The 20,480-nt window shown below is 71.0% G+C and carries 18 protein-coding genes, 1 tRNA gene and 2 pseudogenes; 7 read left to right on the top strand and 14 right to left on the bottom strand.

Features of this window, described 5'->3' with window-relative positions; all coding sequences use genetic code 11:
* Window positions 1-20: 20 nt before the first annotated feature.
* Window positions 21-360: pseudogene (locus ACE4Q9_RS05350) on the top strand (short-chain dehydrogenase); the annotation flags it as partial.
* Here ACE4Q9_RS05350 and ACE4Q9_RS05345 read toward each other — a convergent pair.
* Window positions 352-1,059 (bottom strand): glycoside hydrolase family 75 protein, encoded by a 708-nt coding sequence (locus ACE4Q9_RS05345; protein WP_397983059.1) that lies wholly within the window; start codon window positions 1,057-1,059, stop codon window positions 352-354. The pseudogene ACE4Q9_RS05350 and the gene ACE4Q9_RS05345 sit on opposite strands and share 9 nt — an antisense overlap.
* Window positions 1,060-1,249: 190 nt before the next feature.
* On the opposite strand from ACE4Q9_RS05345, the gene ACE4Q9_RS05340 reads away from it, so the two are divergent.
* Window positions 1,250-1,861 (top strand): antibiotic biosynthesis monooxygenase family protein, encoded by a 612-nt coding sequence (locus ACE4Q9_RS05340; protein ID WP_397983058.1) that lies wholly within the window; start codon window positions 1,250-1,252, stop codon window positions 1,859-1,861.
* A gap of 128 nt (window positions 1,862-1,989) precedes the next feature.
* Here ACE4Q9_RS05340 and ACE4Q9_RS05335 read toward each other — a convergent pair whose 3' ends face one another.
* The 3 genes from ACE4Q9_RS05335 to ACE4Q9_RS05325 form a co-directional block, all read right to left on the bottom strand.
* Window positions 1,990-2,826: an aldo/keto reductase gene (locus ACE4Q9_RS05335; protein WP_397983057.1), complete on the bottom strand. Its 837-nt coding sequence runs from the start codon at window positions 2,824-2,826 to the stop codon at window positions 1,990-1,992.
* 108 nt (window positions 2,827-2,934) lie between these two features.
* Window positions 2,935-4,761 carry an AMP-dependent synthetase/ligase gene (locus ACE4Q9_RS05330; RefSeq protein WP_397983056.1) on the bottom strand — a complete coding sequence of 609 codons (1,827 nt, stop codon included), beginning with the start codon at window positions 4,759-4,761 and terminating at the stop codon, window positions 2,935-2,937.
* 318 nt (window positions 4,762-5,079) lie between these two features.
* Window positions 5,080-5,949: a LysR substrate-binding domain-containing protein gene (locus ACE4Q9_RS05325; protein WP_397983055.1), complete on the bottom strand. Its 870-nt coding sequence runs from the start codon at window positions 5,947-5,949 to the stop codon at window positions 5,080-5,082.
* A 186-nt stretch (window positions 5,950-6,135) separates the two neighbouring features.
* Here ACE4Q9_RS05325 and ACE4Q9_RS05320 point away from each other — a divergent pair, with 186 nt between their 5' ends.
* Window positions 6,136-7,272, top strand: a complete 1,137-nt coding sequence (locus ACE4Q9_RS05320) for a bile acid:sodium symporter family protein (protein WP_397987128.1) — start codon at window positions 6,136-6,138, stop codon at window positions 7,270-7,272.
* Here ACE4Q9_RS05320 and ACE4Q9_RS05315 read toward each other — a convergent pair.
* Window positions 7,222-9,081 carry an exo-alpha-sialidase gene (locus ACE4Q9_RS05315; protein WP_397983054.1) on the bottom strand — a complete coding sequence of 620 codons (1,860 nt, stop codon included), beginning with the start codon at window positions 9,079-9,081 and terminating at the stop codon, window positions 7,222-7,224. The two genes, ACE4Q9_RS05320 and ACE4Q9_RS05315, sit on opposite strands and share 51 nt — an antisense overlap.
* A gap of 249 nt (window positions 9,082-9,330) precedes the next feature.
* Window positions 9,331-10,248 carry a zinc-binding alcohol dehydrogenase family protein gene (locus ACE4Q9_RS05310; protein ID WP_397983053.1) on the bottom strand — a complete coding sequence of 306 codons (918 nt, stop codon included), beginning with the start codon at window positions 10,246-10,248 and terminating at the stop codon, window positions 9,331-9,333.
* A 138-nt stretch (window positions 10,249-10,386) separates the two neighbouring features.
* Here ACE4Q9_RS05310 and ACE4Q9_RS05305 point away from each other — a divergent pair, with 138 nt between their 5' ends.
* Complete coding sequence (locus ACE4Q9_RS05305; RefSeq protein ID WP_397983052.1) at window positions 10,387-10,827, top strand: MarR family winged helix-turn-helix transcriptional regulator; 441 nt, start codon at window positions 10,387-10,389, stop codon at window positions 10,825-10,827.
* A gap of 24 nt (window positions 10,828-10,851) precedes the next feature.
* Here ACE4Q9_RS05305 and ACE4Q9_RS05300 read toward each other — a convergent pair whose 3' ends face one another.
* Window positions 10,852-11,571, bottom strand: coding sequence for an SDR family oxidoreductase (locus ACE4Q9_RS05300; RefSeq protein ID WP_397983051.1), 720 nt, complete (start codon window positions 11,569-11,571; stop codon window positions 10,852-10,854).
* Between the two features lie 147 nt (window positions 11,572-11,718).
* Here ACE4Q9_RS05300 and ACE4Q9_RS05295 point away from each other — a divergent pair, with 147 nt between their 5' ends.
* Window positions 11,719-12,606 carry a LysR family transcriptional regulator gene (locus ACE4Q9_RS05295; protein ID WP_397987127.1) on the top strand — a complete coding sequence of 296 codons (888 nt, stop codon included), beginning with the start codon at window positions 11,719-11,721 and terminating at the stop codon, window positions 12,604-12,606.
* A gap of 32 nt (window positions 12,607-12,638) precedes the next feature.
* Here the strand turns inward: ACE4Q9_RS05295 and fdhD are convergent, their stop codons facing one another.
* Window positions 12,639-13,493 (bottom strand): formate dehydrogenase accessory sulfurtransferase FdhD, encoded by an 855-nt coding sequence (gene fdhD / locus ACE4Q9_RS05290; RefSeq protein ID WP_397983050.1) that lies wholly within the window; start codon window positions 13,491-13,493, stop codon window positions 12,639-12,641.
* Between the two features lie 252 nt (window positions 13,494-13,745).
* On the opposite strand from fdhD, the gene ACE4Q9_RS05285 reads away from it, so the two are divergent.
* Together ACE4Q9_RS05285 and ACE4Q9_RS05280 are read left to right on the top strand one after the other, a co-directional pair.
* A complete protein-coding gene (locus ACE4Q9_RS05285) occupies window positions 13,746-14,693 on the top strand; it encodes a beta-ketoacyl-ACP synthase III (RefSeq protein WP_397983049.1) in 948 nt (315 codons plus the stop codon).
* Between the two features lie 159 nt (window positions 14,694-14,852).
* Window positions 14,853-14,940 (top strand) — tRNA-Leu (locus ACE4Q9_RS05280).
* Window positions 14,941-15,075: 135 nt separating this feature from the next.
* Here ACE4Q9_RS05280 and ACE4Q9_RS05275 read toward each other — a convergent pair.
* The 6 genes and pseudogenes from ACE4Q9_RS05275 to ACE4Q9_RS05250 form a co-directional block, all read right to left on the bottom strand.
* On the bottom strand, window positions 15,076-15,276 hold the full coding sequence (locus ACE4Q9_RS05275; protein WP_397983048.1) for a hypothetical protein: 201 nt from the start codon (window positions 15,274-15,276) through the stop codon (window positions 15,076-15,078).
* 101 nt (window positions 15,277-15,377) lie between these two features.
* On the bottom strand, window positions 15,378-15,560 hold the full coding sequence (locus tag ACE4Q9_RS05270; RefSeq protein WP_397983047.1) for a hypothetical protein: 183 nt from the start codon (window positions 15,558-15,560) through the stop codon (window positions 15,378-15,380).
* A 182-nt stretch (window positions 15,561-15,742) separates the two neighbouring features.
* A pseudogene (locus ACE4Q9_RS05265) lies at window positions 15,743-16,585 on the bottom strand (sensor histidine kinase); the annotation flags it as partial.
* Between the two features lie 984 nt (window positions 16,586-17,569).
* Window positions 17,570-18,457, bottom strand: a complete 888-nt coding sequence (locus tag ACE4Q9_RS05260) for a squalene/phytoene synthase family protein (RefSeq protein ID WP_397983046.1) — start codon at window positions 18,455-18,457, stop codon at window positions 17,570-17,572.
* A 259-nt stretch (window positions 18,458-18,716) separates the two neighbouring features.
* Entirely contained in the window at window positions 18,717-19,136 is a 420-nt protein-coding gene (locus ACE4Q9_RS05255) for an ASCH domain-containing protein (RefSeq protein ID WP_397983045.1), read from the bottom strand.
* A 146-nt stretch (window positions 19,137-19,282) separates the two neighbouring features.
* Window positions 19,283-20,467, bottom strand: coding sequence for a S8 family serine peptidase (locus tag ACE4Q9_RS05250; RefSeq protein ID WP_397983044.1), 1,185 nt, complete (start codon window positions 20,465-20,467; stop codon window positions 19,283-19,285).
* Window positions 20,468-20,480 lie beyond the last annotated feature (13 nt).

Here is a 20,480-nt window from a genome sequence, read left to right as displayed (position 1 = left end):
CGGAAACCCAGGGGGAAACCATGAACGACTCTCCGGTCACGCTCATCACCGGCGGCGGCAGCGGCATCGCAGCTGCCGCCGCCCGGCGACTGGCCGCCGGCCACCGGGTCGCCGTCACGGGCCGCGCGGAACAGCGGCTGCGGGACTTCGCCGCGAGCCTGGGCGACCTCGAGGCGCTGACGACGGTCCCCGGCCGACTGGCCCGAAACGGTCCTCACCAGCGTCCTCGGCCCCGCCCTGCTCATCCGTGCCTCGATCGACGCGCTCAAGGAGACGCGGGGCCGGATCGTGCTCGTCGGCAGTGTCGCCGGGTTCGTGAACACGCCCGGCAACCTCTACGGGGCAGCCAGGTCAGTTGTTGGCTATGAACTGCTTGGCCAGCTGGTCGCCCAGGGAGACGGCGGCGCTGTGGCTCTCGATGGGGGAGACCTTCGAGTTCTTGAACAGGATGTAGGTCACCCCTGAGTCCGCGCCGCCGGTCTTCGGGTCCGGGTCGATGCCGAGCGCCTTGGCGGTGGCGTACGACGCCTCGCCGATGATCTTCGTGGGGCCGGTGTCGCCGACGACGGCGTACTCCACCTTGTTGTCGTAGATGACGGCGACCACCCCGCCGCCCTTGATCCCGTAGTCGGTGTACTTCCAGATGCTGCTGGTGCTGGGCACCACGACATAGGGCAGCGACTCGGACTTCAGGGGCTTGCCGTCGGACTGGTGGAAGGCGGTGTCGTCCTGGAACCAGGGGTCGCGGTCCTCGTTGCAGTTGGTGGTGCGCTGGCCGTCGCAGTCGATGTCCATGTCGGCCTTCCAGAACACCGCGCCGTTCTTGCCGCAGACGGGGACCGTGGCTGAGGTCTCGTCGTCGGTCTTGTACTTGCCGTTGGAGATCTGCGAACAGGACTTGACCTTGGCGAGCAGGTCGGCCGCGCTGACCGAGCCCTCCTGGGCGGCCTTCGGCGCGGAGGCCGGCGCGGGGTTCGCGAGCGCGTGCGCGGGCACGAGGCCGGCGGCGAGCAGGGCGGCCCCGGAGGCCGCGGCGAGGGTCAGTGATCGAAGACGCACTGTGGGGGACCCTTCTGTTAGGAAACTTTCCTTACCGGGCGGCTCCACGGTGGCCTAGGCGTCATGTGCGCGTCAACCCTTGGGTCGCGAACGCGCGCAACCTGGTGCGTATTGCGGTGGTTTGCTCCCGTGGTGAGACTGGAGTCACCGGAGGGATCGGCGTCATCCGCGCCCTGGGAGGCGAGGCGTCATGTTCGTACGCACGGTGTACGCGACCGGGGACCCGGCCCGGCTGGACTCGGCCCTGCGCGCCCTGAACAGCCAGGGTCACGATCTGCTGGAGGAGCGGCCCGGCTACCGGGGCGCGGGCGTCTTCGTCGACCGCGAACTGGGCAAACTGCTCACCGTCAGCTGGTGGGAGTCCGAGGAGGCACAGGTCAACAGCGACGAGGTGATGCGGGAACGCCGCTCCGCGCTGCTGGAGCCGTTCGCCGCGTCGGTGGCCGTCGAGCACTATCGCGTCGCGGTCTTCCACGCCCTGCCGCGGCCCGTGGTCGGCGGCGGACTGCGCGTCGCCCGGCTGGAGTTCGACCCCCGCGACGCGGACCTGCTGGCCGACACCTTCCACGCGACGGCGCTGCCGCGGCTGGAGACGGTACCGGGGCTGGCCCGCACGGCGCTGCTGCTGGACCGCGACCGGGGCCGGGGCATCGCGGGCACGGTCTTCACCGACCACCCCACCCTCGTGTCCTCCCGCGCCTCCGCCTCCGCCGTCCGCCGGTCCGGCACGGCGAAGGCACGGGCGAAGGTGGTGGCGCTGGAGGAATTCACCGTGGTGCATGCGGATGCGCATGCGCTGTGACCGCGGCGTGGGCCTGCCGCGCCGTCGTGATCAGCGGGCCCGCTGTGGCCGCTCGCGCAGTTCCCCGCGCGCCCGGCCCAGCCACCGCCCAGCCGCGGTACAGCGCGCCCCCTCAACGCCCCCGCACGTCAGCCCATGTCGAACGTGGCCGGATCCGGACCGATCCGCCGGTCCTCGTTCAGCGCGCCGATCGCCGCCAGATCCTCCTCGTCCAGACTGAAGTCGAACACCTCGATGTTCTCCTTGATCCGCGACGGCGTCACCGACTTCGGGATCACGATGGTGCCCTGCTGGACATGCCACCGCAGCACCACCTGCGCCGGAGTGCGGTTGTGCTTCTGCGCGATCGCCACGATCGCCGGCACCTCCAGCAGCCCCTTGCCCTGCCCGAGCGGGGACCACGCCTCCGTCCGGATGCCCTGCTCCGCGTGGTACTGCCGCGCCTCGTGCTGCTGAAGATGCGGGTGCAGCTCGATCTGGTTCACCGCGGGGATGACGGACGTCTCCTCCGCGAGCCGCCGCAGATGCTCGGGAAGGAAGTTGGACACACCGATGGCACGGACCCGGCCGTCGGCGTACAGCTTCTCCAGCGCCTTGTACGTGTCGACGTACGTGTCCCGCGCCGGCAGCGGCCAGTGGATCAGGTACAGGTCGAGGTGGTCGAGCCCCAGCTTGCGGAGCGACGTGTCGAAGGCACGCAGGGTCGCGTCGTACCCCTGGTCGCTGTTCCAGAGCTTGGTGGTGACGAAGACTTCCTCGCGGGGCAGACCGGAGGCCGCGATGGCCCGGCCGGTGCCCTCTTCGTTGCCGTACGCCGCGGCCGTGTCGATGCTGCGGTACCCGGCCTCCAGCGCGGTGCCGACGGCCCGCTCGGCCTCGTCGTCCGGCACCTGCCACACGCCGAAGCCCACCTGGGGCATCTCCACGCCGTTGTTGAGGATGATCGGGGGGACCTTGCTGCTCACGAGCTCGTGATCCTTCGCTTGTCGACAACGTGGTTCACCATCGTCAACGATCACCCACCGCGATACATTCCTGACGCGCCCGGAGACACCCGGATCCGCTTCGGCCGATCAGGACTTGTACAGGGCCTCGACCTCGCGCTCGTACGCCTTCTCGATCGCCTTCCGTTTCAGCTTCAACGACGGTGTCAGCAGGCCCTGTTCTTCGGTGAACGGCTGCGCCAGTATCCGGAAGGTGCGGATCGACTCGGCCTGGGAGACCAGCGTGTTCGCGGCGACCACCGCGCGCCGCACCTCGGTCTCCAGATCCGGGTCCCGCACCAGCTGCGCGGGCGCCATCGCCGGTTTGCCGCGCATCTGGAGCCAGTGCTCGACCGCCTCCTGGTCGAGGGTGACCAGGGCCGCGATGTAGGGGCGGTCGTTGCCGACCACGATGCACTGGCTGACCAGCGGATGATCGCGGACCCGCTCCTCCAGCACGCCGGGCGAGACGCTCTTGCCGCCGGAGGTCACGAGGATCTCCTTCTTGCGGCCGGTGATGGTCAGATAACCGTCCTCGTCGAGGGAGCCCAGGTCACCGGTGGCCAGCCAGCCGTCGTGCAGCGAGCCGTCGGTCGCCTTCGGATTGTTCAGATAACCCTGGAAGACGTTTCCGCCGTACAGCCAGACCTCGCCGTCGTCCGCGATGTGCACGGTCGTTCCGGGGATCGCCTGGCCGACGGTGCCGTACCGGGTGCGCTCGGGCGGGTTCGCGGTCGCCGCCGCCGTCGACTCGGTCAGCCCGTAGCCCTCGTAGATCTGCACGCCCGCGCCCGCGAAGAACAGCCCGAGGCGGCGGTCCATGCCCGAGCCGCCGGACATGGCGTTGCGGATCCGGCCGCCCATCGCCTCCCTGACCTTCGCGTACACCAGCTTGTCGAACAACTGGTGCTGCATCCGCAGCCCCGCCGACGGGCCGGGCCCGTCCCCCCACGCCTTCGCCTCGATCGCCTCCGCGTACCGCACCGCGACCTCGACCGCCTTCTCGAACGGCCCCGCCTTGCCCTCCTTCTCCGCCTTGCGCCGGGAGGCGTTGAACACCTTCTCGAAGATGTACGGCACCGCCAGGATGAACGTCGGTCTGAACGCCTGGAGGTCGGGCAGCAGCGCGGCGGCGTTCAGCTGCGGCTGGTGGCCGAGGCGCACCCGGCCCCGGATGGTGGCCACCTCCACCATGCGCCCGAAGACATGGGCGAGCGGCAGGAACAGCAGGGTGGAGGCCTCGTCCCCGCGCTTGGAGTGGAACACCGGCTCCCAGCGGCCCGTCACGCTGTCCGCCTCGAACATGAAGTTCCCGTGCGAGAGCACACAGCCCTTGGGACGGCCCGTGGTGCCCGAGGTGTAGATGACGGTGGCCACCGAGTCCGGGGTGACCGCCTGCCGGTGCCGGTGCACCACCTCGTCGTCCAGGTGCGCGCCGGCGTCGTACAGCTCCCGCACGCAGCCCGCGTCCAGCTGCCACAGCCGGCGCAGCCGCGGGAGCCGGCCGATCACCGTGGCGATGGTCATCGCGTGGTCCTCGTGCTCCACGACCGCCGCGGTGACCTCGGCGTCGTACAGCATCCAGAAGCACTGCTCGGCCGAGGACGTGGGATAGACCGGCACCACCTGGGCGCCGATGGTCCACAGGGCGAAGTCGAAGAGGGTCCACTCGTAGCGGGTACGGGACATGATCGCGACCCGGTCGCCGAACCTGACCCCGCTCGCCAGCAGCCCCTTGGCCAGCGCGAGGACCTCGTCCCGGAACTCGGCGGAGGTCACATCGCGCCACTGCCCACTGGCGTCCTTGCGGCCGAGGGCGACATGCTCCGGGTCCGTCAGGGCGTGCTCGAAGACGACATCGGCCAGACCACCCACCGGCGGTGCCGACGTGAGAGGCGGGTTGGTGAACTCGCGCAATCCTCGCTCCCCGATCCTCGCTGCCTGAACGCGCCGGTGATGTGCGGCACAGCGCCGTGAAAGCTACCTCACACCCTGACCGGAGGGGAGGGGGGCGGAAACCGAGCAAACCGTGCCTTCCGCCCGAGGGTTGTCCGGAAAATGCCCGCACATGGGGAAGGGACGGACACAATACTGACGGGTCAGTAAGTTTCGGCGCCGTAATCTCCACCGAATCTGTACGCACCGATTACCGCTCTGTACAGGGCGATTACGGCCATGACCACACCGGGCGCGGACGGCGCGGCCGCGCCCGGCGTGAACAGTGCCACACCGCCCTCAGCCCCCGTGCCGCCGCAGCCGCTCCCCGCCCGCGAGGACGGCCGCCGCGAGGGCGTCCGCCGCCTCCTGCGTGCCGGGCCGGCGGCGGCCGTGCACCAGCACGAAGTCGACCTTGCCGAGCTCCGGCAGCCCCGCGCGCTCCGGCAGCCGGAACAGGCCCGGCGGGATCAGCCGTCGCGAGTGCGCCATCACCCCGAGCCCCGCGCGGGCCGCGGCGATCAGCCCGTTGAGGCTGCCGCTGGTGCAGACGATCCGCCAGCCGCGCCCCTGCCGCTCCAGCGCCTCCAGGGCGCGCGCCCGCGTGATGCCGGGCGGCGGGTACACGATCAGCGGTACCGGCCGGTCGGCGTCCAGGCGCAGCCGCTCGGCGCCGATCCACACCAGGTCGTCGCGCCACACCAGCGCCCCCCGCGGGTCCTCCGGGCGCCGCTTGGCCAGCACCAGGTCGAGCTTCCCCGCGGCCAGCCGCTCGTGCAGCGTGCCGGACAGCTCGACCGACAGCTCCAGGTCGACCTCGGGGTGGTCGTAGCGGAAGCCCTCCAGGATCTCCGGCAGCCGGGTCAGCACGAAGTCCTCCGACGCGCCGAACCGCAGCCGCCCGCGCACCCGCGCCCCGGTGAAGAACGCCGTCGCCTGCTCGTGCACCTGGAGGATCCGGCGCGCGAAGCCCAGCATCGCCTCACCGTCCTCGGTCAGCTCCACGGAGTGGGTGTCCCGCGCGAACAGCGGACGTCCCGCCGCGTCCTCCAGCCTGCGCACGTGCTGGCTCACCGTGGACTGGCGCAGCCCGAGCCGCCGGGCCGCCTGGGTGAAGCTCAGCGTCTGGGCGACCGCGAGAAAGGTCCGCAACTGCGTCGGGTCGTACACCACCCCAGCGTACGCCGCTTATCGCGGAACGTGATGACAGTGAGAGTGGTGTACGGGTTTCCCGATCGAGGCGGGGCGGAGGATCATGAGAGCAGGCCCCCCAGGGCCCGACCGGAACGCCGTCACACCCCCTTGCCGTCGCACACCCATCGGAGCACCGTGACACGCCTGCGCTGGCCGAGCTGGATGCCGATCGACCCGTACATCGTGCTGCTCCTCGGCACGGTGGGCCTCGCCGCCCTGTTCCCGGCCCATGGCACCGGCGCCACCGTGGCCTCCGGCGCCTCGACCGCCGCGATCGCGTTCCTCTTCTTCCTCTACGGCGCCCGCCTCTCCACCCGTGAGGCACTCGACGGACTGCGCCACTGGCGGCTCCATGTCACGGTGCTCGCCTGCACCTTCCTCGTCTTCCCCGCGCTCGGTCTGGCCGCCCGCGCCGCCGTGCCGGTGCTGCTGACCCAGCCGCTCTACCAGGGCCTCCTCTTCCTGACGCTGGTGCCGTCCACGATCCAGTCCTCCATCGCCTTCACCTCCATCGCCCGCGGAAACGTGCCCGCCGCCATCTGCGCGGGCTCCTTCTCCTCCCTGGTCGGCATCGTCCTCACCCCGCTGCTGGCGGCGGTACTGCTCGGCAACAGCGGTGGCGGGTTCTCCGCCGACTCACTCGTCAAGATCGTGCTCCAGCTGCTGGTGCCGTTCCTCGCCGGGCAGCTGCTGCGGCGCTGGATCGGCCCCTTCATCACCCGGCACAAGAAGGTCCTCGGGCTGGTCGACCGCGGCTCCATCCTCCTCGTCGTCTACACCGCGTTCAGCGAGGGCATGATCCAGGGCATCTGGCACCAGGTCAGCCCCGCCCGGCTCGGCGCGCTCCTTCTGGTCGAGGCCGCGGTGCTCGCCGTGATGCTGCTGGGGACCTGGTACGGCGGCCGGGCGCTGGGCTTCGGCCGGGAGGACCGGATCGCCATCCAGTTCGCCGGCTCCAAGAAGTCCCTCGCCTCGGGCCTGCCCATGGCGAGCGTCCTCTTCGGTGCCCACGCATCCCTGGCCGTGCTCCCGCTGATGCTTTTCCACCAGATGCAGCTGATGGTGTGCGCGGTCATCGCCAAGCGCCGGGCCCACGATCCGGGGGTCGAGGACAGGGACGCCGGGACGGAGGACGGTGACGCGGCCCGGTCCGAGGGCGGCGGCGCGGCCGGGTCCGAAGGTGGTGGCGCGGCCGGGTCCGGAGACGGTGGCCACGCCGCGGGCGGGGAGAGCGGTGGCGCCGGTGGGTCAGCCGCTCGTCCGGTCCAGGGGCAGCCACAGCACCGTGCCCTTCGGTGACCGCAGCGCCTTCGGGTCCGCCAGCTCCTGGTCGGTCAGCGCCCGGTCCCAGACGTGCACCTCGTCGATCGCGCCGGTGAAGAAGGCCCTGCTGTCCATGCGCTGACCTATGTGCACACCGAAGGGCGAGTCACGGCTCACCGAACCCGGCACATCGGCCACCGAAACCTTCGTGCCGTCGACGAACAGCGACAGCGCTCCGCCGCCCCGGCGCAGCACCGCGTGGTGCCACTGCCCGTCGTTGTACGCGGTGTCCGTGCGCACGGACACCGTCCGTGGTGCTGCCGCGCCGGCCCGGGCGGTGATCAGCCCCTGTATCCGGTGGTTCGCCGGCTCCCCGCGGAGCCACACCTGCGGCTCGCTGGTCCCGATCCCGCCCATCCACAGCAGCGGCTGCTCCCCGGTCACCGCCGTGTACCTGAACCACAGCGACGCCGTGAAGTCCTTCGCCCCCAGGGGAAGGCTCGCGCGGTACGGCAGCCGTACGGCGTCGTCCGTGCCGTCGAAGGCGAGCGCGCCCCCGAAGACGCCGTCCGTCTCCTGCGCGCCGCCGAGCACCGCGGCCGGGCGGGCCTGCGGGGCCAGGTCCGGGGTGACCGGGTCGGGGCCCCGGCGCGGGGTGAGCCAGTCCTCGGTGAAGCGCGCGAAGCGGATCTCGTCCCGCGCGTCCACCGCCCCGCCCTCGTAGAGCAGGCCCACGGTGTCCCCGGTGAGGCGCACCAGGTCGGAGTAGCCGGACCAGTCGGTGGTGACGACCGTGCCCCGGTCCACGCTGTCCCAGGTGCGGCCGCCGTCGTAGGAGGAGCGGATCATCATGGTGCGGCGCCGGTCGGGGTCGGCGGGGCAGGCCAGCAGGACGCGGTCGCCCAGGCGCAGTATCGACCCCTGCACCTGCGGGGTGTACAGGTCGGGCTGGGTGCGGAAGGGCGCGATGAAGCTGTTCCCGCCGTCGCGGCTGGTGGTCTGGGTCCGCTGGCCGAGGTCGGTGCCGTCCGTCTCCCGGCCGCTGACCAGGATCGAGCCGTCCCCGAGTTCGGCGAGAGTCAGTTCGGACGGCTTCTGCCGGAAGACGCCGTCGTCCGCGATGGGCCAGGTGTCGGTGGCGCCGATCCGCCAGTGGCCGCCGTGGTCGTCACTGACGATGAGTGCCGCGTGGTTGGCGGTGACCCGGCTGCCGTCCCAGGTCTCGGCGTTGACACCGAACACCAGCCGGCCCGCGTACCGCCCCCTGGTCAGCTGTATGCCGTGCACCGGTCCGGTCGCGTACCAGGAGTTCCAGTCGGCGGGCAGGATCTCGGGGCTCAGATCGCGTGGCGCGGACCAGGTCAGGCCGTCGTCGTCGCTGTACTGGAGATGCGGGGTGCGGTCGCAGGGGACCGAGCAACTTGCGCTGTCCGTACGCCCCGTGTTGTACGTCTCGGCGAGCCAGACGCGGCCGGTCGACCGGTCCACGATCGGCGCCGGATTGCCGTGGGTGTCGCCCGCGCCCTCGTTGACGACCCGCAGCGGGCTCCAGGTGCGGCCGTCGTCGGTGGAGCGTTTGACCACGATGTCGATGTCGGCGGCGTCCCCGCAGTTCAGCACCCGGCCCTCGGCGAAGGCCAGCAGTGTGCCCTCCTTCGTCCTGACGACGGCCGGGATGCGGAAGCAGGCGTACCCCGGATCCTGGGACGCCCGGAAGAGCACCTGCTGCTCGAACTCGGGACCCAACGTGACCTGTTGGGCGCGCTGGAGCGGTTGGGGCGGCGAAGTCGTGCGGGCATGGGCCGGTTGGGCGGGCAGCAGGGGCGCGAGGAGGGCGGTCGTCATGACGGCGGCCGTGGCGAGTGCGGATCTGAGCCGGGAGCGAAGACATGACGGTCGTCTCGACGGCACGGGCGGCCTGCCTCTCGTCGGCCGGACATCTGGACGTCCGGACATCCCATGTCCAAGGTGCACCCCCTCGAAGGTAGTTGGGCCTTTGGTGTCATACAAGAAGTGTGCCGGGACCCACCGCCGGAAGCGATGGAGCCCGCCACCGGAACCGCCCGGGGGTTAACCGGAGCAAGCGCGCGGGGTTCATGGGCGCAGCACGACCTTGCCCAGGTTGGACCGCGTCTCGATGACCTCGTGCGCCCGCGCCGCGTCCTCCAGTGCGAACTCCGCGTGCACCACGGGTCGTACGCTTCCCTCGGCGAAGAGCCGCCACAGCTCCCGGCGCCACCGCTCGTACAGCTCGGGCCGACCGCGGGCGATCAGTGCCATCTGGAAGCCGATCACCGACTTGGCGCCCACGAGCAGGTCGTACGCCCGGACGGTGCCGCCGCCCGAGCTGTAGGCGACCAGCCGGCCGTACGGGGCGAGGGCGGCGACGGCGGGGGTGAGCAGATCGCCGCCGACCGCGTCCAGGACGCAGTCCACCGGGTCTCCCCAGCTGCCGTCGGCGTACCGGACGCAGTCGTCCGCGCCGAGGGAGCGCACGAACTCCGTCTTCGCGGGGTCGGACACGGCGCCCACCACCCGCCCCGCGCCCCGCGCCCGCGCCAACTGCACCGCCAGGTGTCCGACGCCGCTCGCCGCCGCCGTCACCAGCACCGACTCGCCCGGCTCCGGCCGGGCCGCCGACAGGGCGCCCAGCGCCACCAGCCCGCTGCGCACCAGTGCGACCGCCTCCACCTCGGTGGCGCCCTCGGGCACGGGTGAGGCCATGGCCTCGTCCAGCACCGCGTAATCGGCGTACCCGTGCCCGAAGCACAGGCCGGTCACCCGGTCGCCGGTCCGGAACCGGGTCGCCCCCGCGCCGACCGCCACCACCTCGCCCGCCAGTTCGCCGCCCAGCGGTATCGGGTCGGCGGCCTCGCGGACCTTGCGGACGACCGGCAGCGTGACGCCGATCGCGGCGCAGCGCACCAGCAGCTGTCCGGGTCCCGGCTCGGGGATGCCGGCCTTCTCCGTGAGCAGGGGACCACCGGGGGAGTCGTACCGGACACGGCGCATCGCAGCCTCCTTGGCCGGCCGGGCCGGCGTGATCGGGTGCGGGGACGGAGGAGTCCGGACCCGCGTAATCATTGGGAGTCCCAACGATATGCGGAATTTCATGGGGAAGTCCAACGATTTTTTGGATAGACTGCCGGCATGGCCGCCGAACCTCCCCTCACCGCGATCCGCGCGCTGCCCAGTTGGCTCCTCGGCCGGGCCGCCGCGCGGGGACGCGCCCTCGTGGCCGACGCCCTCGCCGCGGAGGGCCTGAAGATGTGGCATCACGTGGTGCTCTCCGCCGTCCGCGACCTCGCCCCCGTGGCCCAGGCCGATCTCGCGCGGGGGATCGCGCTCGATCCCAAGGACCTCGTCGGCATCCTGAACGACCTCCAGAGCGCCGGCCTGACCGTCCGTGCGCCGGATCCCGGCGACCGCCGCAAGAACGCCGTGTCCCTCACCGAGGAGGGCGGCCTGCTCCTGGAACGCTGCGAGCGGGCCGCCCGTACGGCCAACGAGGAACTGCTGGCACCGCTCTCGGCAGGCGAACGCGAGCTGTTCCTGCTGCTGTTGACGAGGATTTCCGGCGCAAAGGGATGAGGGAGGCGGGGGCGGGGCCGGTCCTCAGACCAGTGTTCCGCCACCGTCCACGACCACCACCGAGCCGGTGCTGTAACCCCCGCGCATCAGATACAGATACGCCTCCGCCACCTCCGCGGGTTCGCCCACCCGCCCCACCGGCAGCGATCCGGCCGCCGCGGTGTACAGCCCCTCGCGCTCCGCCTCCGGCAACTCCCGCCACAGACCGGTGCGTACGACACCGGGCGCGACCACGTTGACCCGCAGCGGCGCCAACTCCACGGCCAGGGACCGCGTCAGCGACTCCATCGCCCCGCACAGCGCCGACACCACGCTCGATCCCGGCAGCGGCCGCGTCCCCGCCGTACCCGTGGTCAGTACGACCGACCCGCCCGCCCGGATCGACCCGGCGCCGTACTTCACCGCCGTGTACGCGCCCCACAGCCTGGTGTCCAGGAACCGCCGCGCCCGCGCCAGTTCGGTCTCCGCCATGCTCTCCAGCAGTAGCGTCCCGCCCGCCGTGTACACCAGGTGGTCGAAGGCGCCCAGTCGCTCGAAGAACCCGCGCACCGCCGCCTCGTCGGTCGTGTCCAGCACCTCCCCGCGCGCCCCCTCCGGCAGTCGCTTCACCGCCGCGTCCACGCTCTCCTGCCGCCGGGAGGCGACCACCACCTCGGAGCCCTCCCGCGCCGCACCCTCGGCCACCGCGAACCCGATGCCCGACGTACCGCCGAGCACCACCACACGCTGTCCCCGCAGATCCATGGAACTACCTCTTCCGTCTTCTCGCTTCGCGCTCCGTCTTCCGGACGTCTCCAAGCCTGCGGTTCGGGGGGCGGGTTCGTCCAAGACCTCTTCCGGCCGTGGCGATACCCTGAGGGCATCGTCACGCGTTCGAGTAAGGGGGCGGCCATCGACCTGGATCTGCGCAAGGTCCGCTATTTCGTGGCGGTCGCCGAACTGCTCCACTTCGGCCGCGCCGCCGAGCGGCTGCACATCGCCCAGCCCGTGCTGAGTCGTCAGGTCCGCGCGCTGGAGAAGGACTTGCGCGCCGAACTGCTCGTACGCGACAGCCACGGCGTGCGGTTGACCGACGCCGGACGTCAACTTCTTGAGGATGGCCGCCAGTTGCTGAACTCGGCCGACGGGACGCGTCGCCGGGTGCTGCGTGCCGCGCGCGGGCCCCGGCGGCTCGTCGTCGGCTTCCGCGCCGGCGTCGTCGTCGCCCCCGCGCTGCGCGCCTTCGCCGCGGCGCACCCGGATGTGCAGGGCAACGCCCGCCGGGTCGAGTGGGACGACCAGGAGCGGCTGCTCCTCGACGCCACGGTCGACGTCGCGTACGTACGACGGCCGGTGCGCGTGGCGGGCCTTGAGCTGAGGCCGCTGTACCGAGAGCCCCGAGTGGCGATGCTCCGGGAGGACCATCGGCTCGCAGGAAAAGAGGAGTTGAGCCTCGCCGACCTCGACGGCGAGAGGTGGCTGCGCTACTCCGACACCCGGCCGGGGGACCTGCCGATCCGCACGATCGAGGAGAAGTTCGAGTGCATCGCGGCGGGCACCGCCATCACCCTCGTACCGCGCTCGGTCGCCGAGCAGTACTCACGCCCCGACATCAGCTACGTGCCCGTCACCGACGCCGAGCCCGACGAGGTGCTGCTGGCGTGGCCACAGGGGCACGGCTCCGCGCTGGTGGCGTCCTTCGTGGAGATCGCGGCGGAGATCGTGGCGGGGGTGCGGGGGAGGCCGGGGGAGTCCCTTAGGGGCAACTGGGCCCCTCAGGAGGGGCCGGAGTCCGCATAGGGGGCCAAAGCCCGTAAGGGGGCGGCCGGCGGTCAGTGTTTGGTGGTTTCCGGTTGTTCCTCCAGGGCGATCCGGTCGTCCCCCGCGTACACGTTCATCGAGCTGCCGCGCAGGAATCCGACGAGCGTCAGGCCGGTCTCCGTCGCCAGGTCCACTGCCAGGGACGATGGCGCGGACACCGCGGCCAGTACGGGGATGCCGGCCATCACGGCTTTTTGCGCGAGCTCGAACGAGGCGCGGCCAGAGACCAGCAGTACCGTCCTGGACAGGGGCAGCCCGCCGTCCTGGAGGGCCCGGCCCACCAGCTTGTCGACCGCGTTGTGCCGGCCGACGTCCTCCTTGACGTCGAGCAGTTCCCCGTCCTCGGTGAACAGGGCGGCCGCGTGCAGACCCCCCGTGCGGTCGAAGACCCGCTGCGCCTCCCGCAGCCGGTCGGGCAGCTCGGCCAGCAGCCCGGGCGTGACGCGGAGCCGGGGACTGTCGGCGATCGGCCAGCGGGTGGTCGTGCGTACGGCGTCCAGGCTGGCCTTGCCGCACAGTCCGCAGGAGGACGAGGTGTAGACGTTCCGCTCCAGGGTGAAATCGGGGAGCGGGACGCCCGGAGCGGTCCGGGCGTCGACCACGTTGTAGGTGTTCGAACCGTCCGCGGTCGCCCCGGCGCAGTAGACGATGTTCTGGAGGTCGGACGCGGTGGCCAGCACGCCCTCGCTCACCAGGAATCCCGCCGCGAGCGCGAAGTCGTCGCCCGGAGTGCGCATGGTGATCGCCAGCGGTTTGCCGTTCAGCCGGATCTCCAGGGGTTCCTCGGTGACGAGCGTGTCCGGCCGGGTGGAGACCGCGCCGTCCCGGATGCGGAGGACCTTGCGTCGGTCCGTGACTCGTCCCATGTGCTGATCAGCCCCGGTTCTGTCGTGCGGGTGGCCGTGGCGGCCCTGGTGCGGAGATCTCATTGTCCTGCTTACGCATTGTCCTGCACATGGAGGACGACGCCGCGCCCGCTCCGCTCGGGGCCCGGCGGCTGAGGGGAGCCGACAATTCGCCTGCCCGTTTCCTGTGGCTTCACGTGCCGTCGTACTGGCGAGTCACTGGCCAGACTGTGGGTCCCGTTCACCACCCACGGCAACAAGGGGATCTCCGTCATGCACGGCTCTCGCATCGCCGCCCTCGGTCACTACCAGCCCGCGCGGGTGCTCACCAACGAGGACCTGGCCGGCATGGTCGACACCAGCGACGAGTGGATCCGCACGCGGGTCGGCATCCGCACCCGGCACATCGCCGGCCCCGACGAGCCCGTGGACGAACTGGCCGCGCACGCCGCCGCCAAGGCCCTCGCCGCCGCGGGGCTCGCTCCCGCCGACATCGACCTCGTCCTCGTGGCCACCTCCACCGCGATCGACCGCTCCCCGAACACCGCCGCCCGCGTCGCGGCCCGGATCGGCATCCCCGGACCCGCCGCGATGGACGTCAACGTGGTGTGCGCCGGCTTCACCCACGCCCTGGCCACCGCCGATCACACGATCCGCGCCGGCGCGGCCATCCGCGCCCTGGTCATCGGCGCCGACAAGATGACCGACATCACCGACTGGACCGACCGCAGCACGTGCGTCCTCGTCGGCGACGGCGCGGGAGCCGCGGTGGTGGAGGCGTGCGCGCCGGGGCAGGAGCCGGGGATCGGGCCCGTGCTGTGGGGATCGGTGCCGGAGATGGGGCACGCGGTGCGGATCGAGGGCACGCCGCCGCGGTTCGCGCAGGAGGGCCAGAGCGTCTACCGCTGGGCCACCACCCGGCTGCCCGCCATCGCCCGCCAGACCTGCGAGCGCGCCGGTATCGCCCCCGAGGAACTCGCCGGTGTCGTCCTCCACCAGGCCAACCTGCGCATCATCGAGCCCCTCGCGGAGAAGCTCGGCGCCGTCAACGCGGTGATCGCCCGGGATGTGACGGAATCCGGCAACACCTCCGCCGCGAGCATTCCCCTCGCCCTCTCCAAACTCATCGAGCGGGGCGCCCTGACCACCGGGGCCCCGGTCCTCCTCTTCGGCTTCGGCGGGAACCTGTCGTACGGCGGTCAGGTCGTCCGCTGCCCGTAGCGCGCCCGCTCGCTCTGCGCGCACGGCTTCTCGCACCGCGTACACGGTCCGCCTACGTGCCCGCCCCAGCGAAATACGCAGGTGAAACGCACTCCGAAACCTTGGTATTGTTGTCCATGTCGCTGCGGGGGAAGCCCTCCGCAAGGCGGCAGACACCTGGTCCGGGTGGCGGAATGGCAGACGCGCTAGCTTGAGGTGCTAGTGCCCTTTATCGGGCGTGGGGGTTCAAGTCCCCCCTCGGACACCAGCAGAGACCCCAGTTGATCTGGGGTCTTTCTGTTTCTCGGGCTGTGGTGTGACCGGCCGCGTGACCAACGTGCCGGTGCGCCGTTCCGGCGGGCGTCCCGGTGTGCCGTCCCGGTTCGCCCCTTCCGGCGCGCGGTCAGCCGATGCGCAGGTGGTCGAGGTAGGACCAGCGTCGCCACGAGAGCGGGGCCGTGCGGCTGTCCACGGTGATGGCCACCCCGCCGACGATGGCGGCGACCGAGGTCGAGCCGGAGAGAACGGCCGCGGAGGCGGAGGCGGTGATGGTGTAGCCCACTCCCTGCACGGCGTAGGGGTACGCCAGCGGTGCCTCGTTCAAGCCGGTCGTGGACGCAGCCGTCCCCGAGCCGGGATGAGCGGGCCGGCAGTTGTCAGCTCGCCCCGCGCGGGAGCGGTGCTCGTGCCCGGCTGCCCGGTTGCTCAGCGGCGTTCGATGAGGTTGTTGAAGTAGGGGATCGCGGCGGCGGAGGCGGCGATTCCCGTGAGGACGGCGTAGGGCAGGGGGGCTGCGGCAAGACAGGACAGTACGGCGGCGCCGATGCCGGTCAGGATGGCCAGGAGCAGGATCAAGGCGGTGCGCAGAGTGATCAAAGAAGGGTCCACGGGGTCATCCTCCGGTCGGTGTGGTGCGACCCCGGAGCGGTCGTGGACCGCACTTCCGGGGTGATGGACAGGATGGCGTGACCGTGGGGACGTTGGGCAGCGGGAACGGGGGTGTTTCCGCAGGTGGGAACACTTTTGTGGGGGGCGAGGCGTTACGGACACGCCGCCCGGTTCAGTGCGCGGAGCGGGAGCATGACGAGAGCGGTGGTGCCGCCGGAGTCCGAGGGGCGCAGCTGGACGCGGATGCCGTGACGCTGTGCAAGCTGACCGACGACATACAGGCCCATGCGCCGGGAGACGGCGACGTCGATGGCGGGTGGCGCTGCGAGGCGCTCGTTGATGAGCGTGAGGTCCTCGGGGGGCAGGCCGATCCCCGTGTCATGGAATCCCATGAGGACGCGGCCGTCGGGCAGCATGTGCGCGGCGATCTGGACCTTGGTCTGTGGGGAGGAGAAGGAGGTGGCGTTCTCCAGCAGTTCGGCAAGCAGGTGGACAAGGTCGTTGATGACGGCGCTCGTCACATCAGCCGCCGGGATCTGGGCGAGCTCGATCCGCTCGTATTGCTCCACCTCGGAGGCGGCCGCGCGCACCACGTCCACCAGAGGGACCGGGTGGCTCCAGTGGCGATGCGGGTCCTCGCCGCCCAGTACCAGCAGGTTCTCACCGTTGCGGCGCATTCTGGTGGTCAGATGGTCCAGCCGGAACAGGGCCGCCAGTTGGTCCGGGTCGGCTTCTCGTGCCTCCAGTTGGGCGATCAAGGAAAGTTGCTGCCGCACCAGCGCCAGTGTGCGCCGGGAAAGGCCGGTGAACATCGCGTTGATGTTGCCGCGCAGCAGAGCCTGATCGGAGGCCAGGCGCACGGCTTCCTGCTGCACCTCGTCAAACGCACGGGCCACTTGATTGATCTCGGCACGGTCATGGACGCCCAGCGAGGCAACGGACGTGTCGACGTCGAGCGGGTCGGACCCGGACAGCTGGGCGACGATCTCGGGCAGGCGTCGGCGGGCGACGTCCTGGGCGACCTCCCGCAGATGTTCCAGCGCCGCCGCGTCCTGTGCGGCAGTCAGGCGCAGCGCATCGACCAGGCGGTAAGCGCGGGCCAGTTCATCCTGGAGGTTCTCCGGCGCACCCTGAAGGAAGGCCCGCCGAAGATGCTCCTCCTGCTCCGCCCGTTCCTGCCGGGCCCGCTCGACGTCGGTCTCGATCCGCGCCAGTTCCTCTTCCAGTTCGCGGCAGAGCTCCCAGGCTACGTCGCGCTCCGACTCGGCACGGTGGACTGCCGCCTCAAGGCGCTCGATCTCCGACTTGAGCTGCCCGCACTGCGCTCGCCACGCCTCTTCTTGCTCCTGTTGCAGCGCCATCTGCTCACCATGCCGGACGCTCTCCCGGCTGCGTGCGTTCTGGACCTGCCGCAGACGCAACTCCAGCTCACGTAGCTGGCGTTTCTGGTCGGAAACACCGCGCCGCAGTTCCGTGATCGTCAGCTCGGCCTGTTCCTTCTCCAGTACGGCCACTTCCAGCCGGTCGCTGGCCAACTGGGCTCGGTAGCGCTGCGGGTCCTGCGTCAGAAGGGAGTCGCGGTGCAGGCGGTATATGTGTTTCTGCACCTCAAGGGTCGCCTCTGGACCGCAGGTACGGCACGCGGACTTCAACAGAGCGTCGAGGAACGCCTTGTCGGGGATGCGCACACCGGACAGGTAACGCGAAACAGATGGTGCGCTGACATGGTGATACACCGAGAACTGCCGCAATGACTTGCCGGCCGCCCGAAACAGACCGCGCAGAGCGACAACGAACTCCCGCAGTTCAGGCGGTAATCCCTCGGGGAGCGGCTTGAGCCCGGGGACTTCCCCGCTGTCCTCGAACCCCCACGTTCGTAACGCGTTGCCTGTGTCCACCGGGGTATTTTCCTCCTTCGACGGGGCCTGTGCCGCCTGTTCTACGGGCGAGTCGAAGCCGTTGATGACGAACCCGCACCTGTACTCCAACCGGAGTAGAGGGTGCGGCGGTCAGTATCTGCGGGTGAGGACGCGCAGGGTCTTGGGCAGGGGTGGGTTCGTGGAGCCGTGGAGGATTGCGGTGCCGCGTGTGAGTACGGCTTCTGCCGTGAGGAGTTCGATCTGCACCAACGCGCCCGCGAGGCGCCGGCCGTCGGGACAGGCCAGGGCAGGGAGGGTGCTCGCGGCCGACAACGCGGCTTGTGCCACAGCTATCTGATCGGCGATCAGATCTGACAGGGGTGCGCCTCCGGTGCCGGCCCTCAGGTCGCCCATGGTGACCCCGGAACGAGCCATCGCCTCGGCCGGGATGCCCACGCGGCCCTCCCGGAGGTCCTCGGCGAGGTCGTTGACGAAGTCGAGCCGCTGACTGCCCTCGATGAAGGTGCGGCAGGCGGCGCGGTACGGCAGGTCGTCGCCCTCCGGTGCGAGCAGTCCCGCGACGAGCATGAAGGCGGGGTACGAGTAGGCGTCCACGTATGCCTGGTAGTCGGCCTCGGTGGCGAAGCCCGTGAAGCGCAGTTCTGCGGTGGCGGTCGCCAGGTAGGTCTCCACGAGGGGGCCCAGGCGTGGGTGGGCGGACGCGGTGTGGACGAGCGTGCGCAGGAGCGGGCTGTCGCTCGTACCCGTGCGCAGGGCGTCGCGCACCTGGCGTTCCCAGGTGGCCCATGCCGCCTCGCGCTGTGGCAGGGGGCCGGTGTCCAGGAGGTTGTCGCCGTGGTGCATCAGGGCGGTCGCCGCCACCACGTGCGGCAGCAGCGGGCGGGGCAGCAGCAGCCTGGCCGCGAGATATGCCGTGCGCCGGAAGCGTCGTACCGATGCCCGCTGTCGGTCGTAGTCCGCGCGCAGCCCCGGCTCCCGGACACCGGCGGCCACCAGGCTTTTCGTCCACCCTCGCATGGGTTGATCGTAGGGGGAGGGCGGCGCGCTCTCGAACCGCCCTCTGTCCCCCGCCCGCTGTCCGCGGCCTACGCCCGAGGTCCGCCCGGCCGTCCGATGCCTACCCGGCCGTCCGTTGTCCGCCGGGCCATCCGATGCCTACCTGGGGCAACAAGCGGGCAGGGCCGCTGCCCGAACGGCCGCCGGTGTCAACTCGGCCTCCACCGCCGCCGAATGATGCACGAGCCGTGTACGGCGGGGTCCCTTCGCTGCTCCTCGGTTAGTCCTCCGCGCCGACCACGCGGAAGCGTTCGGCCACGATCAGGGCGTCGTCGTCCACGGCGGGCGTGTAGCCGAGCAGTTCGGTCATCTGCTCGCCGGTGAAGAAGTCCCGGTGGGCGGCGGCCCACTCTCGCGCGTCGGCGTAGCCGCGGCCCTCGTCCAGCGCGTACCGGTCGTCCACTTCACGGAAGGGGATCACCCGGACCTCGGTCAGCTCGATCACGACGGCCGGGCGGTCGTCCGAGTCGAGCACCGCGTACCGCTGGCCCGCCCGGGGCAGGGGCTCGCCGGCCTTCTCCAGGATCTCGGCCAGCGCCGTCATGGCCGTCTTGCGGCCGCTGATGATGGCCTCGACCCCGCTGTCGCGCTCCGGGCCGGGGAAGGCGAGGGCGAGCGGGGGGATGTCGTCCGCAGTCATGCGGCTGAGCGTAACCGACGGCACGGATGAACTCGCCAGGCAACAGCGAGAGTTGGCGGGCACGCGCGACGCCGGTCCGTCCGGCCCGCGGCGGGGGGTCGGACGGACCGGCGTGCGGCGCTCACCCGGTCCGGATCAATCCCGGACTACTTGGTGAAGGCACCGGTCCCGTTCGGGGTGCCGAGGCCCGTCGGGCCGTCGTAGCCCTTGCCCGCCTGGCACAGGTAGGCCACGTCGCAGGACCCGTTCGCACCGCTGGTCACATCGTTCAGCTGGTCCGGGTGGGAGTAGGGGTACGACGCCGGGGTGTCACCCGAGCCCGGAGCGCCCGCGAGGGCGTAGACACCGGCGATGAACGGCGCGGCGGCGCTGGTGCCGCCGTACACGTTCCAGCCGCTGGCCTGGTAGGTGTCGTAGACGGCGAGACCGGTGGCCGGGTCGGCCACGGACGCGACGTCGGCCACCGCGCGCTTGGCGCAGTCGGTGTCCTTCTGCCAGGACGGCTTGGCCTCGTACTGCGAGCAGCCCGAGCCCGCGCCGTCGCCGCCGGACGAGCTGCCCCAGACGGTCTCGGAGTAGCCGCGGGTGCTGCTGTCCTTCTTCAGCGAGGTGCCGCCGACCGCCGTCACGTACGGCGAGGCCGCCGGGTACTCGACGCCGTAGCCGCTGTCACCGGAACTGACGGTGATGGCGACGCCGGGGTGCTTGAAGTACTGGTCGTCCGCGGAGGTGTCGTCGGACCCCTCGCTGCCGCCGTAGCTGTTGGACACGAACTTGGCGCCCTGCTTGACGGCCTGGTTCACGGCCGCGCCCAGGTCGTCCATGTTCGCCGACTTGGCCTCGACCAGCAGGATCTTGCACTGCGGGCAGGCCGCGCTGACCATGTCGACGTCGAGGGAGATCTCCCCGGCCCAACCCGCGTCCGGCGCGGGGTAGTTGCTGCCGCCGTCCTGGTCGATCTTCTTGAAGCAGCCGTTCGCCGTGGAGCACTCGGGCAGGTTGTACTGGGAGCGGTAGGCCGCCAGGTCCTTCTCGGCGTTCGGGTCGTCGTTGGCGTCGACGATCGCGACCGTCTGGCCCTTGCCGCCGTCCTTGGGGAGGTTGTACGCGGCTGCCAGGTCGGACGGCCCGAAGCCCTGCGGGGTGTCGTGCGGACCGAGGGACTTGTGCTGGACGATGTCGGTGCGCTCGACCGACTGGCAGGCCATGTAACCGGGCTTGCTCGGCTGCGAACACAGCCGGTGGGTGTGCACCGGCGCGGCCGCGGAGGTGGTCGCCGCGTGGGCGGCGGGGGTGGTGGCGAAGGCCGAGGTCTGAGTGGCGACGGCCACGCCGCCGGTGATC

This window comes from Streptomyces sp. AM6-12 (assembly GCF_044327085.1).
GTDB lineage: Bacteria > Actinomycetota > Actinomycetes > Streptomycetales > Streptomycetaceae > Streptomyces.
Note: the sequence above shows the minus strand (reverse complement) of the source record. Positions and strands in the feature narration are given on the sequence as shown.

What these genes read in the sequence shown, in the direction of transcription:
- ACE4Q9_RS05340 (WP_397983058.1), top strand. Translation starts at nt 1,250, where the DNA reads ATGTTCGTACGCACGGTGTACGCGACCGGGGACCCGGCCCGGCTGGAC.
- ACE4Q9_RS05320 (WP_397987128.1), top strand. Translation starts at nt 6,136, where the DNA reads ATGCCGATCGACCCGTACATCGTGCTGCTCCTCGGCACGGTGGGCCTC.
- ACE4Q9_RS05315 (WP_397983054.1), bottom strand. Translation starts at nt 9,081, where the DNA reads ATGACGACCGCCCTCCTCGCGCCCCTGCTGCCCGCCCAACCGGCCCAT.
- ACE4Q9_RS05310 (WP_397983053.1), bottom strand. Translation starts at nt 10,248, where the DNA reads ATGCGCCGTGTCCGGTACGACTCCCCCGGTGGTCCCCTGCTCACGGAG.
- ACE4Q9_RS05305 (WP_397983052.1), top strand. Translation starts at nt 10,387, where the DNA reads ATGGCCGCCGAACCTCCCCTCACCGCGATCCGCGCGCTGCCCAGTTGG.
- ACE4Q9_RS05300 (WP_397983051.1), bottom strand. Translation starts at nt 11,571, where the DNA reads ATGGATCTGCGGGGACAGCGTGTGGTGGTGCTCGGCGGTACGTCGGGC.
- fdhD (WP_397983050.1), bottom strand. Translation starts at nt 13,493, where the DNA reads ATGGGACGAGTCACGGACCGACGCAAGGTCCTCCGCATCCGGGACGGC.
- ACE4Q9_RS05285 (WP_397983049.1), top strand. Translation starts at nt 13,746, where the DNA reads ATGCACGGCTCTCGCATCGCCGCCCTCGGTCACTACCAGCCCGCGCGG.
- ACE4Q9_RS05260 (WP_397983046.1), bottom strand. Translation starts at nt 18,457, where the DNA reads ATGCGAGGGTGGACGAAAAGCCTGGTGGCCGCCGGTGTCCGGGAGCCG.
- ACE4Q9_RS05255 (WP_397983045.1), bottom strand. Translation starts at nt 19,136, where the DNA reads ATGACTGCGGACGACATCCCCCCGCTCGCCCTCGCCTTCCCCGGCCCG.